This is a genomic window from Nocardioides sp. S5-5, from assembly GCF_054954065.1.
Genome location: NZ_CP199913.1, coordinates 4,798,294 through 4,813,922, shown reverse-complemented (window position 1 = coordinate 4,813,922; position 15,629 = coordinate 4,798,294). Strand labels below are relative to the sequence as shown.

At 71.9% G+C, this 15,629-nt stretch carries 13 protein-coding genes; 7 read left to right on the top strand and 6 right to left on the bottom strand.

The features are described 5' to 3' along the window. Positions 1-3: 3 nt before the first annotated feature. The 3 genes from ACUP6Y_RS23265 to ACUP6Y_RS23255 form a co-directional block, all read right to left on the bottom strand. Positions 4-1,074 carry a serine/threonine-protein kinase gene (locus ACUP6Y_RS23265; RefSeq protein WP_462553365.1) on the bottom strand — a complete coding sequence of 357 codons (1,071 nt, stop codon included), beginning with the start codon at positions 1,072-1,074 and terminating at the stop codon, positions 4-6. 137 nt (positions 1,075-1,211) lie between these two features. Continuing rightward, on the bottom strand, positions 1,212-1,766 hold the full coding sequence (locus ACUP6Y_RS23260) for a YceI family protein (RefSeq protein ID WP_462553364.1): 555 nt from the start codon (positions 1,764-1,766) through the stop codon (positions 1,212-1,214). A 177-nt stretch (positions 1,767-1,943) separates the two neighbouring features. Further along, positions 1,944-2,081 carry a hypothetical protein gene (locus ACUP6Y_RS23255; RefSeq protein WP_462553362.1) on the bottom strand — a complete coding sequence of 46 codons (138 nt, stop codon included), beginning with the start codon at positions 2,079-2,081 and terminating at the stop codon, positions 1,944-1,946. A 231-nt stretch (positions 2,082-2,312) separates the two neighbouring features. Between ACUP6Y_RS23255 and ACUP6Y_RS23250 the strand changes: the two genes are divergently transcribed. Beyond that, entirely contained in the window at positions 2,313-2,576 is a 264-nt protein-coding gene (locus tag ACUP6Y_RS23250; protein ID WP_462553361.1) for a hypothetical protein, read from the top strand. Between the two features lie 12 nt (positions 2,577-2,588). Beyond that, positions 2,589-4,427, top strand: coding sequence for a glutamine--fructose-6-phosphate transaminase (isomerizing) (glmS, locus tag ACUP6Y_RS23245; RefSeq protein WP_462553360.1), 1,839 nt, complete (start codon positions 2,589-2,591; stop codon positions 4,425-4,427). A gap of 60 nt (positions 4,428-4,487) precedes the next feature. Here the strand turns inward: glmS and ACUP6Y_RS23240 are convergent, their stop codons facing one another. After that, complete coding sequence (locus ACUP6Y_RS23240; protein WP_462553359.1) at positions 4,488-6,017, bottom strand: fibronectin type III domain-containing protein; 1,530 nt, start codon at positions 6,015-6,017, stop codon at positions 4,488-4,490. A gap of 171 nt (positions 6,018-6,188) precedes the next feature. Here ACUP6Y_RS23240 and ACUP6Y_RS23235 point away from each other — a divergent pair, with 171 nt between their 5' ends. Beyond that, positions 6,189-7,922, top strand: a complete 1,734-nt coding sequence (locus ACUP6Y_RS23235) for a DEAD/DEAH box helicase (RefSeq protein WP_462553358.1) — start codon at positions 6,189-6,191, stop codon at positions 7,920-7,922. A gap of 16 nt (positions 7,923-7,938) precedes the next feature. Then, positions 7,939-8,508, top strand: coding sequence for an aggregation-promoting factor C-terminal-like domain-containing protein (locus tag ACUP6Y_RS23230; RefSeq protein WP_462553357.1), 570 nt, complete (start codon positions 7,939-7,941; stop codon positions 8,506-8,508). A 15-nt stretch (positions 8,509-8,523) separates the two neighbouring features. On the opposite strand, the gene ACUP6Y_RS23225 is transcribed toward ACUP6Y_RS23230, so the two are convergent. Then, positions 8,524-9,456: an NAD(P)/FAD-dependent oxidoreductase gene (locus ACUP6Y_RS23225; RefSeq protein WP_462553356.1), complete on the bottom strand. Its 933-nt coding sequence runs from the start codon at positions 9,454-9,456 to the stop codon at positions 8,524-8,526. A 27-nt stretch (positions 9,457-9,483) separates the two neighbouring features. Between ACUP6Y_RS23225 and ACUP6Y_RS23220 the strand changes: the two genes are divergently transcribed. Together ACUP6Y_RS23220 and ACUP6Y_RS23215 are read left to right on the top strand one after the other, a co-directional pair. Beyond that, positions 9,484-9,921, top strand: coding sequence for a MerR family transcriptional regulator (locus ACUP6Y_RS23220; protein WP_462553355.1), 438 nt, complete (start codon positions 9,484-9,486; stop codon positions 9,919-9,921). A gap of 39 nt (positions 9,922-9,960) precedes the next feature. Then, on the top strand, positions 9,961-11,898 hold the full coding sequence (locus tag ACUP6Y_RS23215) for a penicillin-binding transpeptidase domain-containing protein (RefSeq protein WP_462553353.1): 1,938 nt from the start codon (positions 9,961-9,963) through the stop codon (positions 11,896-11,898). Positions 11,899-11,987: 89 nt separating this feature from the next. Here ACUP6Y_RS23215 and ACUP6Y_RS23210 read toward each other — a convergent pair whose 3' ends face one another. Further along, a complete protein-coding gene (locus tag ACUP6Y_RS23210; RefSeq protein WP_462553352.1) occupies positions 11,988-13,781 on the bottom strand; it encodes a DUF7507 domain-containing protein in 1,794 nt (597 codons plus the stop codon). A 345-nt stretch (positions 13,782-14,126) separates the two neighbouring features. Here ACUP6Y_RS23210 and ACUP6Y_RS23205 point away from each other — a divergent pair, with 345 nt between their 5' ends. After that, positions 14,127-15,596 carry an NAD-dependent succinate-semialdehyde dehydrogenase gene (locus ACUP6Y_RS23205; protein WP_462553351.1) on the top strand — a complete coding sequence of 490 codons (1,470 nt, stop codon included), beginning with the start codon at positions 14,127-14,129 and terminating at the stop codon, positions 15,594-15,596. The last annotated feature ends 33 nt before the right edge of the window (positions 15,597-15,629 follow it).

Here is a 15,629-nt window from a genome sequence, read left to right as displayed (position 1 = left end):
GGCTCAGCCGAGCAGCAGCACCGCCACCAGCAGCCCCACCACGCCCACAGCCAGCAGCACGAGGGCGTCGACCGGGCGCCGGCGCGTGACCGGTGCGCCGTAGGCGGTGACCGCGGCCGTCGCGGCGGCAGTCGGACTGGTCGGGCTGGTCGAGCTGGCCGGGGTGGCCGGAGGCGGCGGTGGGGGCGGGTACGGCGCCGTGGGCCGGCTCGGTGTCGGGTCGGGGGCGGCGGGGTACTCGTCGGCGACCTCGATCCCGTCGGCCAGCGCCGGGTCGTCCCAGCGCGCGACCAGCCCGCGCAGGGCCGGGTGGGCGAGCAGCTCGGTGGCGGTGGGGCGCTGCCGGGCGTCGTACGCCGTGGCGGCAGCGACCACCTCGAGGACCGCGTCGTGCTCGGGGCTCCCGGTGCGCAGCGCGGCGACGTCGATCGGCCCGGGCTCGCCGTCGGCGGGCGGTCGGCGACCGGTGAGCATCTCCAAGACGACGACGCCGAGCGCGTAGAGGTCGGCGCTGGGGTCGGGGTCGGCGCCGCGGTACTGCTCAGGCGGCATGTAGCCCGGGGTCCCGATCACCATCGCGACATGGGTCAGCCGCGGCTCGTCGCTGGGGACGGCGATGCCGAAGTCGGTGAGCCGCAGGTGTGGCCGGCGGCGCCCGGTCGGCTCGAGGAGCAGGTTGCCGGGCTTGATGTCGCGGTGGACGATCCCGGCGGCGTGGACGGCCTCGAGGGCCTGCAGGGTCTGGTCGGTCAGCGCGGCGATCCAGCGTGGCGGCAGGGTCCCGCCGTGGCGCCTCATCAGGCCCGACACCGAGCCGCCGCGCACCAGCGGCATCGTGAACAGCACCCGGTCGTCGACTCCGGCCCACGACTGCGGGGTGACGACGTGGGTGTGGTCGATGCGCACCGACTGCTCCCGCACGAACCGCAGCAGCATCGCCGCGTCGGCCTGGCGCAGCATCTTCGCGGCCTTGACCTCGCCGGCCGTGCGGTCCAGCACCCGCCACACGGTGCCCATGCCGCCCGCGGCGATCGGATCCAGCAGCTCGTAGCGTCCCGCGAACACCTCGCCCATGTCGGCGACCCTATCCGTGACCCGGCGCAAACTGACTCGTGAGACGCGTCGACCCGGCGCAAAGTGTCTTGACCGTCAAGACACTTTGCGCCGGGTCGGCGTTGTTCGCGGTTTAGTCTGAGCCGGGTCGGTGAGGGTCAGGCGTTCTTGATCGCGGAGATGTCGAACTCGAGCTTGATCTTCTCGGAGACGAGGACGCCGCCGGTCTCGAGCGCGGCGTTCCAGGTCAGGCCCCAGTCCTTGCGGTTGACGGTGACGTCGCCTTCGAAGCCGACCCGGATGTTGCCGAACGGGTCCTTGGCCGAGCCGTTCTCCTCGAACTCGATGGTGACCGGCTTGGTGACGTCCTTGATGGTCAGGTCGCCGGTGATGGTCCACTCGTCGCCGTCGCGGGAGACCTCGGTGGAGACGAACTTCCACTCCGGGAAGGCCGCGGCGTCGAAGAAGTCGGGGGACGCCAGGTGAGCGTCGCGGTCGGGGCTGCCGGTGGACACGCTGGCCGGGTTGATGGTCACGGTGACCGAGGACGCGGCCGGGTTGGCGGTGTCGATGTGCGCGGTGGCGGACCAGTCGGCGAACTGGCCGCGGACCTTGGTGACGACCGCGTGCCGCGCGACGAAGCCGAGGCGGCTGTGCGCGATGTCGAGGGTGTAGTCGCCGGTGATGTCGGTGAGGGCGGTGGACTCGCTCATGATGCAGGCTCCTGGGTGGTGGCGGGGTTTGTTGAAGTTTCAAAGACCGTAACCAATGGTGACGCGGCAACCATTCCGCGGCACAGAGTGATCCGGATCACACTGCCGTCCTCACCCGGAGATGCCGGAAGCCACCCCCGGGGATCCGGGGGTGGCTTCTGGGAGATTCGATGTGGCTCAGGCCGCGTGCGAGTGCGCGGCCACGGGCTGGCCGACCTCGACCCAGACGGCCTCCATCCGGGTGCGTCCGTCGGGGGTGGTCACGGGCAGCCAGCGCATCTCCAGATGCGTCTCGGTCATGTTCGTGTCGGTCATGGGTCACCTCCTGTTCACCTTGTGTTCACCAAGATAGCACGTCCCCCACTCGGGCGGCCCAGAATGCGACGATTCGCCCCTCTGTCCCCCACTTGGATGCCTTCAAAGCCGTCGCGAGAGGGCCTGGTCCTCCACCTCGCGCTGACAAGGCGCGGGATCACAGAAACCAGAGATCTGCCCGATTTCGGGCAGGAACTTGAGAAACGGCGCCCATGCGAGCACCCTCACCGAGTGCATGTGGACCCGCGGCTCCTCCAGCACGTCCAGGACAGCACGGGTCTGGACACGGCGCAGGCGGCGCGACTGGTCCAAGACGTCCTCGCGTTCCACGACGAGACGGTCGAGGGCTGGGTCCGGCGGCGACACGCGGAGCTCAAGCTGCACGGCGCGCGGAACGAGGAGATCTTCGCCCGGCTGCGCGAGGAGCTGCGGAGCACGGTCGTCGCGGCACCGGACCTGTCGGAGCGCCAGCTCCGCCGGATGATCTACGGATAGAGGGAGACGGACATGTGCGGGATCGTCGGCTACGTCGGGACCCAGCAGGCGGCGCCGTTGTTGCTGGAGGGGCTGGCCCGGCTCGAGCACCGCGGGTACGACTCCGCGGGCGTCGCGGTCCTCGGCAGCAGTGGTCTCAAGGTCGCCAAGCAGGCCGGCCGGGTCCGGGATCTCGGCGCTGGTCTGCCGAAGCGGTTCGGCGGCAAGGTCGGCATCGGGCACACCCGGTGGGCCACGCACGGTCCGGCGAACGATGTCAACGCCCATCCCCACACCGACGAGGCGGCGCGGGTCGCGGTGGTCCACAACGGCATCATCGACAACGCGGCCGCGTTGCGGGCCGAGCTCGCCGAGGAGGGTGTGGTGCTGGCCTCGGACACCGACACCGAGGTGCTCGCCCACCTGGTCGCGCGCTCGGGTGCGAAGACGTTGGAGCAGCGGATCGCCGAGGCGCTGGGGCGGGTGGAGGGCACCTATGGTATCGCGGTGGCTCATGCCGACTTCCCCGACCGGCTGGTGGTGGCTCGCAACGGGAGTCCGTTGATCATCGGTGTCGGTGAGCGTGAGATGCATGTCGCCTCGGATCTGGCCGCGCTGGTGCGCTACACCACCACGGTCGCCCATCTCGACGACGGTGAGATGGCCACGGTCACGGCGAGTGGGTTCACGACGTACCGGATCGAGGCGAGTGGCCTGGCCGCCACCGACCGCCGGGCCAGCGAGGTCGACATCGACCCCGAGGCGTACGACGCCGGCGAGCACGACTCGTTCATGCACAAGGAGCTGCTCGAGCAGCCGGCCCGTGCCGAGGCGGTGCTGCGGGGGCGGCTCGACGAGCGGTTCGGGACCGGGCATCTGGGTGGTCTCAACCTGGACGCGCGGGAGCTGCGTGCGTTCCGGCGGGTCAAGATCCTCGGCTGTGGGTCGGCGTACTACGTGGGTCAGATGGGGGCCTCGCTGCTGGAGGAGCTGGCCCGGATCCCGGCGGATGCGGAGGCGGCCAGCGAGTTCCGCTACCGCAACCCGATCGTGGAGCCGGACACGCTGTACGTCGCGGTGAGCCAGTCCGGGGAGACCATCGACACGCTGCTGGCGGTCCAGGAGGTGCAGCGCAAGGGCGGTCGGGTGATCGGGCTGGTCAACGTGGTGGGATCGGCGATCGCGCGTCAGGTCGACGGTGGCATCTACCTGCACTCGGGGCCGGAGGTCGCGGTCGCCTCGACCAAGGCGTTGACCAACATGTTCTTGGCGTTCGGGATGCTCTCGGTGCAGCTGGGCCGGGTGCGTGACCTGTCCATCGCCGACGGCAAGCGGCTGATCGCCGGGCTGATGCGGATCCCCGGGCAGATCGAGGAGATCCTGGCCACCGAGGCCGAGCTGGGGGTCCTCGCCAAGCGGCTGGCCGAGGCGGAGAGCCTGTTCTTCGTCGGCCGGGTCCGCGGCTTCCCGGTGGCGCGGGAGGGGGCGCAGAAGTTCAAGGAGATCACCTACCGGCACGCCGAGGCGTACCAGACCAGCGAGCTCAAGCACGGCCCGCTCGCGTTGATCTCGCCGGAGGTCCCGACCGTGGCGATCGTGCCCGACGACGAGCTGGTCGAGCGCAATGTCGCCGCTCTGCACGAGATCGCGGCCCGCGGCGGCCCGTTGGTGGTGCTCACCCACGAGGGTGTCGACCTGGGTGACCTCGCGGGCGTCGTGACCGGCCGGATCGACGTACCCCGCAACGAGCGCGAGCTCGACCCGATCCTGCTGACCGTCCCGCTGCAGGTGCTGGCCTATCACGCCGCCCTGGAGCTGGGCCACGACATCGACAAGCCCCGCAACCTGGCCAAGTCCGTCACCGTGGAGTGAGCACCCGCGCGGTGTGGGCTCTGGTCGTGCGAGATGCGAGCGATGCACCCACCTCGCGGGTCAGGGGATCTCGACCGTCACCCGGACCGGGGAGTGGTCGGAGAGCTGGAGGCTGCCCGCGAAGGGCTGCTCCATCTGCCAGCTGGTGACCCGCGCGTTCGGTGGGACGAAGACCCGGTCGACGTGGGCGCCCCAGCGCAGGGAGATCGGCCCGGGGTTGGCCCAGCCGTTGAACGAGTTGACGTAGGGCAGCGAGTTGTAGGACTCGGCGACGTCGAACGCGTCGTCGTAGCCGTTGGCGTTGAGCAGCGCTCGGGGACCGTCGAGCGGCCGGTTGCGCTCGGAGTTGAAGTCGCCGGCGATCACGATCGGGAGTCCCGCGGTGTTCGGGTCGGCGTGGAGCGCGGCCCAGAAGGAAGCCATCTGGGCGAGCCGGAGCTGGTCCGACCCGGCCGCGGGCTGGATGAGGTGGACGCTGGCGAGGACCAGTCGACGCCCCGGGTTGGCCCGGTCCTCGACGACGACCCAGCAGCCACCGTGGTTGTCCGGGAGGAAGCGCCAGCCGTTGGCCGTGCCGGCCACCACGTCGAACCTCGCGTCCGGGGCGTCGCGGACCAGCAGGGCCTGGTTCTTGGCGTTCGCCTCCAGACCCGGCTGGTACGGCGCGCCGTCGCCGACCTTGCAGGCGCGGGAGTAGTCGGGCATCGCGTCGAAGTCGTCGATCGCCTGCCCCGACTCCTGGGTCGCCACGGCATCGGGCGCGATCTGCCCGATCTTCGCGATGGCATCGGCCTTGCGCAGCGACCAGTCGCGGTCGCCGGTGCATACGGCGGTGCACATGTTCCAGGTCATCATGTCGACGTGGATCGGTCCGCCGGCGGCGCGGCTGGTCGGCTCGGTGTACTTGCAGCCCGCCACGCCCCAGGGGCCCGCGCCCCGCGGCCCGATCGCCCGCACCTGGAAGCAGTAGGTCTTGCTCGGCACGAGGCCGCCGACCTGCACGCCGACCGTCCCGGCGCCGGTCGCGCCGACGTTGACGACCTTCTTCTTCTTGTGGTTCTGGATGTTCTTCTCACCCGGAACGTAGGCCAGCTCGTACGACGTCGCCCCGCCCACCTCGTTCCAGCGGAAGCCCAGCGCGACCGTCCCGCCCTGCGGCGCCTGCCGGTCGACCCAGACCGGTTGGACGGGGTCGATCCGCGACGTCGTACGACACACGGTCTTCGACCACTTGCCCTTGCGCTTGCCGTTGAAGGCGCGCACCTTCACGCAGTAGTCGGTGCCCTGCGCCAGTCCCTTGACGACCAGCTTCGTCGACCGGGTCTTCTCCTTGTGGGCCTTGCCGCCCGGCGTGCGCCACTTCACCTTGTACGACGTCGCGCGGGCCGCGCGCTTCCACTTCACCTTCAGCGAGGCGGTGGTGCCGTCGACGAGGGGCTTCTTCAGCTTGACGCCCTTGACCTTCGCCGGCTTGGGCGCGGCGCTCGCGGGCTCCACGAAGCCGGCGACGAGGCCGGACGTACACAACAGGACGGCGATCGCCGCGAGCAGCAGGTGCCGCGCGCGGCGGGGCGTGGTGTCGGGCCTCATGGAGAACTTTCTCGTCGCGGAGCATGACCGTGTGCCGGGGGTGAGAGCGGATGCGGGGCGTCCGGCATTACAGGCTGTCCTTACCAGACTGTGCCGGTTTCAATCCGCAGTGACCCAGCGCACCGCGACGAGGATCACGCCTCGCGCGCTTGACGGCACTAGTCTTGACGGGTGAGTGACCTTGCCAGTGACGCTGCGGACCAGCCCGCGACCTTCGCCGACCTCGGTCTCGGTGACCGTATCCTGAAGGCGCTCAAGGACATCGGCTACGAGTCGCCGTCCGCCATCCAGGCCGCGACCATCCCCCATCTCCTCGAGGGTCGCGACGTGATGGGCCTGGCCCAGACCGGCACCGGCAAGACGGCGGCCTTCGCGCTGCCGATCCTCGACCAGCTGGATCTGACCCAGAAGACCCCGCAGGCCCTGGTCCTCGCGCCGACCCGCGAGCTGGCGCTGCAGGTCTGCGAGGCGTTCGAGAAGTACGCCGCCAACCTGCGCGGCGTCCACGTCCTCCCCGTCTACGGCGGCCAGGGCTACGGCGTCCAGCTGTCCGCGCTGCGCCGGGGCGTCCACATCGTCGTCGGCACGCCCGGCCGGATCATGGACCACCTGGAGAAGGGCACGCTCGACCTCACCGAGCTGCGCTTCCTGGTGCTCGACGAGGCCGACGAGATGCTCAACATGGGCTTCGCCGAGGACGTCGAGACGATCCTCGCCGACACGCCCGCCGAGAAGCAGGTCGCGCTGTTCTCGGCGACCATGCCGAAGCAGATCAAGTCGCTGTCGGCGAAGTACCTGAAGAACCCGGTCGAGATCGCGATCGAGCGCAAGACCCGCACGGCCGAGAACATCAAGCAGCGCTACCTGATGGTCAGCTACCCGCAGAAGGTGGACGCGCTGACCCGGATCCTCGAGGTCGAGAACTTCGAGGGCGCGATCGTGTTCGTGCGCACCAAGAACGAGACCGAGACCCTCGCCGAGAAGCTCCGTGCCCGCGGCTACAGCGCCGCCGCGATCAACGGCGACATCGTGCAGGCCCAGCGCGAGCGCACCGTCAACCAGCTCAAGGACGGCAAGCTCGACATCCTGGTCGCCACGGACGTCGCGGCCCGCGGCATCGACGTGCCCCGGATCAGCCACGTCTTCAACTACGACATCCCCACCGACACCGAGGCCTACGTCCACCGGATCGGCCGTACCGGCCGCGCCGGCCGCAGCGGCGACGCGGTCTCCTTCATCACCCCGCGCGAGCGCTACCTGCTCAAGCACATCGAGAAGGCCACCCGCTCCACGCTGGAGCAGATGCAGCTGCCGAACGTCGACGCGATCAACGAGTCGCGGCTGAGCCGCTTCGACGACCGGATCACCGCGGCCCTCGAGTCGCCGCAGATCGACTTCTTCCGCGACGTCGTCGGCCACTACATCCGCGAGCACGACGTGCCCGAGGCCGATGTGGCCGCCGCCCTGGCCATCGCGCTGCAGGGCGACACCCCGCTGCTGCTCGAGGAGGAGCCGGAGCCGGAGCGCCGTCCGCGCCGCGAGTACGACGACCGGGGCGACCGGGGTGACCGTGCTGGTCGCGACCGCGGGGATCGCGGGGATCGCGGTGGCCGTGACCGCGCGCCGCGCTCGGGCGGCAACTTCCAGGCCTACAAGATCCAGGTCGGCAAGCGACACCGCGTCGAGCCGCGCCAGATCGTCGGCGCCCTCGCCAACGAGGGCGGGCTGGATCGTCGCGACTTCGGCAAGATCACGATCCGCCCCGACTACTCGGTCGTCGAGCTGCCCGCGCGCCTCACCGACGATCAGTGGGAGCGGCTCAAGCAGACCCGGATCAGTGGCAAGCTGATCGAGCTGGCCAAGGACTACGGCCCGCCGAACCGCTCGCGCAAGCCCCGCGACTGACCTATCCTCGGACCCCATGGGGGGTCTGCGTTGCTCCGTGGCACTCGCCGCCGGTGCGCTGTTGCTGACGGCTTGCGCGGGCACGCCGCAGCCCGTGGCCCGGCCGGCCGTGTCGATCTCGAGTGCGGCGCCCGCCCCGACGCCGACCCCGCGGCAGGGAGAGCCCTCCCGCTCGGGGGCCCGGGTCGACGTACCGACGGTCGAGATCATGGCCCAGCTCGCCCGTCGGGCCGAACGGATCGCGAAGAGGCTGCCCGCGGTCGTCGTCCCCGCCGAGGTCGACCCGGCGTCGAACCGCGGCCTCGGCTACCGCGAGATGATCGAGTTCGGGTTCCCGGCCGACCAGTGGCCCTACCTCGACGCGCTGTGGCAGCGCGAGTCCGGCTGGAACCACCTGGCCGAGAACCGCAGCTCCGGCGCCTACGGCATCCCCCAGTCCCTGCCCGGCACCAAGATGGCCGTCGTCGGCAGCGACTGGCGCACCAACCCCGAGACCCAGATCCGCTGGGGCCTGGCCTACATCGCCGCGCGCTACGGCAACGCCCAGCAGGCCTGGGAGCACTCGGAGCGCACCGGCTGGTATTGAGCCCGTTGTCGGGCGTCAAGCGATCCGGGCCAGCGCCGCGTCCTGCACGCAGGCGGCGGCAGCCATCATCCCGGCGGCCGCGGCGACCAGCACCGACGCCATCGGCATCGGCAGGCCGGGGCCCTGGGCCAGGTCGCCGGCGGCGTAGACACCGGGGAGGCTGGTGCGGCCGAAGGCGTCGACGACGACCGCCCCGACCTCCGAGAGCTCCAGCCCGAGCTGCTCGGCGAAGGGGGCGGCCTGGGCCCACTCGGTCTTCACGAACAGCCCGCCCAGCGCGACCTCCCCGCCGCCGGCCAGGGTGACGAGCAGGCCTGCCCCCTCCTTGCGTACGCCGAGCACCGGCTCGGTCACGACGCTGGCGCCGAGCGCGGCGAGCTGGGCGGCGGTGGTCGGGTCGAGGTCGCCGCCGTCGGTGAGCACGGCGCGCTCCTCGGCGATCGGCTGCACCATCGACGCCATCGCGGCGACGTGGGGCGCGGAGCCGAGGATGCCGACCCGGGTGCCGGCGAACTCGTGGCCGTGGCAGAACGGGCAGTGCGCCACCAGCTCGCCGAAGCTCTCGGCGACGCCCGGGACCTCGGGCAGGCTGTCGCGGACGCCGGTGGCGAGCAGGACTCGCCGGGCCCGCACGGGCTGCTCGCCCTCGATCTCGAGGACGAAGTCGCCGAGCTCGCCGGTGATCCGGCTGACGCCGGCGCCCTCGACGTCGAGGAACCGCACGTCGTCGTACGCCTCCGCGTCCTTGCGGGCCGCCAGGCGCAGCTCGGCGGGCGGGGCGCCGTCGTGGCCGAGGAAGTTGTGCATGTGCTCGGTGGGGTCGTTGCGGTAGCGGTCGGTGCTGATCACGATGGTCGAGCGGTGCATCCGGCCGAGGGTCTGGGCGGCCTGGAGGCCGGCGGATCCGGCGCCGATCACGGCGACGTCGTAGGTCGGTGAGTTGATCATGGGACCAGGGTGTGACTTCATGTACACATGAAGTCAAGCACCCGGAGCATCCGGTGGTCCGTGGGCGAGCTGGCCGCACGCTTCGAGCTCGAGACGCACGTGCTGCGGCACTGGGAGGACAAGGGGCTGCTGCACCCCGAGCGCGACTCGGCGGGCCGGCGGCTCTACGGCGAGGACGACGCCTACCGGGTGGCCATGATCCTCGCCAGCAAGGCGTCGGGGATGAGCCTGGACCAGATCCGCACCCTCGTCGACGCCTCCGCGGAGGGCCGCCGCGACGCGCTGCGTGCCCACCTCGAGGAGCTCGACCGGCGCCAGGTCGAGCTCGAGCGGTCGCGGCACATGACCCAGCACGCCCTGGAGTGCCGGGCCCACGACATCACCACCTGCCCGGGATTCCAGGCGCACGTCTCCGACATCGTCGACGGCACGACCCGGGGCGTCCGGTTCCTCGCCGGCCACTGAGAGCCGGCGGTGGCGGACCCGGCTGGTAGAACCTTCACCATGCGGCGGACCTCGGCAGCCCTCACCTCCCTGCTCGTGCTCGGCGGCGCGCTGAGCGCGTGCTCGGGCAGCGACACCGACGGCGCCGAGGCCGTGACGAAGCAGCTGGCCGGCGCGCTCGTCGCGGCCGCGACCCCGCAGTCCGACGACGTGAGCAAGGCCGCGGACCCCTTCGCCTCCGTGCCGTTCGCGGGCGCCGACGCGGCGTCGGTCGCCACGTCGTACGCCGCGATCGTCGACGACATGGACGGCGTCGTCCCCGCTGTCACGGTCGCTGAGGTCGACGCCGAGGACGAGAAGCCCACCGCCACCCTGCAGTGGTCCTGGCCGGTCATCGAGGGGGCCGACCCGTGGTCCTACGAGACGACCGTCGCGCTCAGCCACGACGGCGATGCCTGGTCCGTGCGCTGGGCGCCCGGTCTGGTCGCCCCTGACCTCGCCGACGGCGAGACCCTCGACGCGGTCACCCAGCCGACCGACCGCGGCGACATCACCGGCGCCGGTGGCACGGTCCTGGTCACCGAGCGGGCCGTGGTCCGGGTCGGGATCGACCGCTCCAAGGTCGACGCCGCGCAGGCTCCGGCCTCCGCCCGAGCCCTGGCCCGGCTGGTCGGGATCGACGTGAAGCCGTACGTGAAGGCGGTCCGGGGCGCGGGCCCGCGCGCCTTCGTCGAGGCGATCACCTACCGCGCCGGCGAGGAGCCGGCCGGGTTCGCCGACGCGCTCGCCGCCATCGCCGGCGGCCACACCGTCGACGCCGAGCTCGCCCTCGCGCCCAGCCGCGACTTCGCCGCGCCGATCCTGGGCCGGGTCGGCCCGGTGACGGCGGAGATGGTGGAGAAGGATCCCGAGAAGTACCGCTCCGGCGACGTCGCCGGTCTCTCCGGCCTCCAGGCGCGCTACGACGACCAGCTGCGCGGCAGCGTCGGCCGGGTCGTCTACGTCGTCCCGGCGGCCGACGGCAAGGACCCCGGTGCCGAACGGCGTGAGGTCTACCGCCACGACGCCGCCCCGGGCCGGCCGCTCGCGATCACCCTCGACGAGCGCCTGCAGAAGCTCGCCGAGCAGGTGCTCGCCACGACCGGGCCGGCCGCCGCCCTGGTCGCGCTGCGCCCCAGCGACGGCGCGGTGCTCGCGGCCGCCAACGACGCGGCGACGGGCGGCCAGAACTACGCCACCTACGGCCAGTTCGCGCCCGGGTCGACGTTCAAGATCGTCACCTCGCTGGCGTTGCTGCGCGCCGGCCTGAGCCCCGACAGCCCGGTCGACTGCACGCCGACGATCACCGTCAACGGCAAGGAGTTCAAGAACTACTCCGACTACCCGTCCTCGGCCCTCGGCACGATCCCGCTGCGCGAGGCGGTGGCCCAGTCGTGCAACACCGCGCTGATCGGTCAGCGCGACGTCGTCGGCAGGGGCGACCTGGCCGCCGCGGCCGCCACGCTCGGCCTCGGCATCGACCACGACGTCGGCTTCCCGGCCTTCTTCGGCGAGGTGCCCGACCCCGCCGGCGAGACCGAGGCCGCGGCCTCGGTGATCGGCCAGGGCAAGGTGCTCGCCTCGCCGATGGCCATGGCGACCGTGATCGGCAGCGTCCAGGCCGGCACGACCGTCGTGCCCCGCCTCGTCGACCAGGTCGACGTCAGCGTCCCCGCCGAGGCGAAGGCGCTGGCCCCGGGCGAGGCCGACCAGCTGCGCGCGATCCTGCGCCGGGTCGTCACCGAGGGCAGCGGCCGCGGCCTGGCCGACGTCCCCGGCCCGCCGGTGATCGCGAAGACCGGCACCGCCGAGTACGCCGACGGCGACACCATCCGCACCCACGCCTGGATGGTCGCCGCCCAGGGCGACCTCGCCGTGGCCGTCTACGTCGAGACCGGTGAGTCCGGCTCGCAGACCGCCGGCCCGATCCTCGAGGCCTTCCTCCGCGGCGCCCGCTGACGGATCCGCACCGGTCGACACATGACGAGGGGGCCGCACCCGACAGGTGCGGCCCCCTCGCTTCGACGTCCTCCCCGGGGAGGGGTCGGTCAGCGTCCGGACTGGCTCCGGGCGCCGGTGTTCGGCGTGCCCGCCAGCTTCTTGGTCTGCTTCACCTTGGGCGTCTTGACCTTCGCCTTCGACGGCAGCGACTGGACCGGGTTGCCGGCCGGCGTGGTGCCGGTCGCCGTGGCCACGTTGACCACCTTGCCGGCGACCAGGTCACGCTTGTGGACCTTGTAGGTGGCCGTGCAGGTGATGGTGCCGCCGGGTGCGAGACCGGTCGCGGGGAGCGCCGGGCACTTCGGGGTCAGGCTGCCCTTGCCGCTGAACTGCTGCTCGGCGATCGCGATCGTGGTCAGCGAGATGTTGCCGGTGTTGGTCACCTTGAAGGTGTACTTGATCTTCTGACCGAGGCGGGCGACCTTCTTCGGCTTGGCCTTCTTGACCAGCGCGACGCTCGGAGCCGCCGGCTGGACCGTGGCCGCCGCGGTGTTGTTCGCCGGGTTGGCGCGGTCGGTGACGCTCACGGTGTTCAGCACCGGCGCGGAGCCGTTGAGAACCTGGCTGTAGACGACGGTCAGGGTCTCGCTGTCGTCGAGGCCACGGACGTCGGTGCCCACGGGACGCGAGCAGTCCAGCTCGCCGTCGGCCGGGATCATCGACCCGACCGCGGTGTCACAGGCGAACGGCGTGCCGCTGCCGCTGGCCTGGACCGACACGAGGGTGCCACCGGCCGCCTTGGCGTCGGTGATGGTGACCGTGTCGTCGATGCCCATCAGGTCGGGGCCGTGGTTGGTCACCGTCAGGGTGTAGGTCACCGGCGTGCCCGACTCGAACACCTCGGCCGCCGCCGTCTTGGTGATCGCCAGGTCGTAGTCGCAGGGCTCCCACGCGATCTCGCCGGTGCCGTTGCGGCTCGCGACGTTCTCCGCCAGGCCCTCGCCGGCGGCGGGATCGACGAGCACAGCGCCCTGGGCGGTGTCGAAGTAGCTGGAGCCACCGCCGCCGCCACCACCGATGATCAGGCCGTTGGGGCCGTTCACGTCGCCGATGGTGGTGGCGCCGCCGCCGGCGCCGTAGTAGCCGGCACCGCCGCCACCGCCCTGGTCGGCGCCGTTGGGGCCGGCACCCGCGCCGCCGTTGCGACCGGAGCCGGCCTCGCCGTTGTTGTCGCTGTCGGTCGCGTGGACGCCGCCGGCGCCGGGCGCGCTGGTGCCGCCGGCGGCACCGCCGCCGGGCGCGCCGCCCTGGAGGGCGTTGTCGTTGCCGTCGGCGCCCTCCTGGCCGGCCCAGACACCGGCGCCCTCGACGACGCCGGCGTGGCCGCCGCCACCCTCGTCGGGGTTGTGACCGCCGCCGGAGCCGCCACCGCCGCCGGCGAGGGCGACGGTCGCGCCGTTGACGATGAAGCTGGTGTAGCCGCCACCGCCGGCGCCGCGGTGGGTGCCCGCGCCGCCGTCGCCGCCCTTGTCGGCACCGGCCGCGCCGCCGGTGCCGCCGCCGGTGCCGCCGTTGCCGACCACGCCGGTGAAGACGTCGGTGGGTGAGACCGGGATCCGGAACTGGATCCGGGCGCCCTGGCCGCCGCCGACCTGGGCGGGGTCGTTGGGGGTGTCCGGGTCGTCGTCAGCCGCGCCCGAGACCGCCGTGCCGCCGTTGCCGCCTTCGATGGTGACCAGTGCGGAGCAGGCACCGGCAGCGGGAGTCACCTCGAAGGAGCCGAGTCCGAGGACGGTCGGGTCGGGATCCGGGGCAGGGTCGGCGTGGGAGGTCGGCACGGTGCCGACGATGCTGATCGTGGCGGTCGCGGTGGCCAGCGCGGCGATGCCGGCGAGCCTCATGCGGCGAGAGGGGGAGGTCAGTACGGACATGGACCCGTTTTGTATCGACGTTCCCGGGCGCCAGCCAGCCAAAGTAAAGGAATCCGGCTCAAATGCCACCCGAACGGGTGACAGGACCGCGTGCCGTCGTTCTCATCCGCCCGCCAAAAACGGAGAGAGCCCCTCATTGCATGGGGTCAACGAGGGGCTCAGTCGTATCGGTGCTCCCTCCGAAGTACGACTGCTGACACCTTAGCGCGCCGATGGTGGGGGACAAATCCCTTTCGGAGAAAATCCTGCGGTGGTCGGGACCTTCGTCCCCCGCGGGCCTCCCCGAACCCGTCGCCGCAGTGCCACAGTGGGCCCATGACCTTCCGTGAACGCCTTGCCCACCTGCTCCCGGAGTCACGTCGCCAGCTGTACGTCGGTGGCAGCTGGGTGCCCTCGGGCAGCGGTGCCCGGATCGACGTGCTGGACCCGGCCGACGGGTCGGTGCTGACCGACGTCGCGGACGGCACGCTGGACGACGCCCGTGCGGCCCTCGACGCGGCCGCCGGCGCCCAGGAGTCGTGGGCGGCGACCCCGCCGCGCGAGCGCGGGGAGATCCTGCGCCGGGCGTTCGGGCTGGTCACCGAGCACGCCGACGATCTGGCGCTGGTGATGAGCCTGGAGATGGGCAAGCCGATCGCGGAGGCGAAGGGCGAGGTGACCTACGGGGCCGAGTTCCTGCGCTGGTTCTCCGAGGAGGCGGTGCGCATCCACGGCCGCTGGATGCAGAACCCGGCGGGCGGCAGCCGGCTGCTGACGGTGCGCAAGCCGGTCGGCCCGTGCCTGTTCATCACGCCGTGGAACTTCCCGCTCGCGATGGGCACCCGCAAGATCGGCCCGGCCGTGGCGGCCGGATGCACGATGGTGGTCAAGCCCGCGTCGCAGACCCCGCTGACCATGCTGCTGCTCGCGACCCTGCTGGCCGAGGCGGGCCTGCCGGCCGGCGTGCTCAACGTCGTGACGACCAGCGACTCGGGCGGGCTGAGCAGCACCCTGCAGGCCGACCCGCGGCTGCGGAAGGTGAGCTTCACCGGGTCCACGTCGGTCGGCAAGCGGATCGTCGAGCAGTCCGCCGGCGAGCTGCAGCGGGTGTCGATGGAGCTCGGCGGCAACGCCCCCTTCCTGGTCTTCGCCGACGCCGACCTCGCCGCCGCCGTCGACGGCGCGATGATCGCCAAGATGCGCAACATGGGCGAGGCGTGTACGTCGGCCAACCGGTTCCTCGTCGAGGCCTCCGTCGCCGAGGACTTCGGCACCAGGCTCGCCGAGCGGATGGGCGCCCTGCGGGTCGGCCGCGGCCAGGACGTGGGTGTCCAGGTCGGCCCGCTCATCGACGCCACGGCGGTCACCTCGGTCTCCGCGATCGTCGACGACGCCGTCGACCGCGGCGCCCGGCTGCTCACCGGTGGCCGCGCCCCCGAGGGCGAGGGCTTCTTCTACCCGCCGACCGTGCTGGCCGACGTCCCCGCCGACGCCGAGGCGGTCCGCAACGAGATCTTCGGCCCGGTCGCCCCGATCACCACCTTCACCACCGAGGACGAGGCGATCCGGTTGGCCAACGCCACCGAGTACGGCCTCGCCGCCTACGCCTTCACCCGCGACCTGGCTCGCACCATCCGCCTCGCCGAGCGCCTCGAGACCGGCATGCTCGGCATCAACACCGGCCTGGTCTCCAACCCGGCCGCGCCGTTCGGCGGGGTCAAGGCGAGCGGGTTCGGCCGCGAGGGCGGGTTCGAGGGGATCGAGGAGTACCTCGACACGACGTACGTCGCGCTCCCGGTGAGCTGAGAGCCTGGATCCATCCTGGATCCAGGCTGAGCC

Bases quoted from the DNA above. Each gene is read 5' to 3' on its own strand.
- ACUP6Y_RS23265 (WP_462553365.1), bottom strand. From the start codon at position 1,074: ATGGGCGAGGTGTTCGCGGGACGCTACGAGCTGCTGGATCCGATCGCC.
- ACUP6Y_RS23260 (WP_462553364.1), bottom strand. From the start codon at position 1,766: ATGAGCGAGTCCACCGCCCTCACCGACATCACCGGCGACTACACCCTC.
- ACUP6Y_RS23255 (WP_462553362.1), bottom strand. From the start codon at position 2,081: ATGACCGACACGAACATGACCGAGACGCATCTGGAGATGCGCTGGCTG.
- glmS (WP_462553360.1), top strand. From the start codon at position 2,589: ATGTGCGGGATCGTCGGCTACGTCGGGACCCAGCAGGCGGCGCCGTTG.
- ACUP6Y_RS23240 (WP_462553359.1), bottom strand. From the start codon at position 6,017: ATGAGGCCCGACACCACGCCCCGCCGCGCGCGGCACCTGCTGCTCGCG.
- ACUP6Y_RS23230 (WP_462553357.1), top strand. From the start codon at position 7,939: ATGGGGGGTCTGCGTTGCTCCGTGGCACTCGCCGCCGGTGCGCTGTTG.
- ACUP6Y_RS23225 (WP_462553356.1), bottom strand. From the start codon at position 9,456: ATGATCAACTCACCGACCTACGACGTCGCCGTGATCGGCGCCGGATCC.
- ACUP6Y_RS23220 (WP_462553355.1), top strand. From the start codon at position 9,484: ATGAAGTCAAGCACCCGGAGCATCCGGTGGTCCGTGGGCGAGCTGGCC.
- ACUP6Y_RS23215 (WP_462553353.1), top strand. From the start codon at position 9,961: ATGCGGCGGACCTCGGCAGCCCTCACCTCCCTGCTCGTGCTCGGCGGC.
- ACUP6Y_RS23210 (WP_462553352.1), bottom strand. From the start codon at position 13,781: ATGAGGCTCGCCGGCATCGCCGCGCTGGCCACCGCGACCGCCACGATC.
- ACUP6Y_RS23205 (WP_462553351.1), top strand. From the start codon at position 14,127: ATGACCTTCCGTGAACGCCTTGCCCACCTGCTCCCGGAGTCACGTCGC.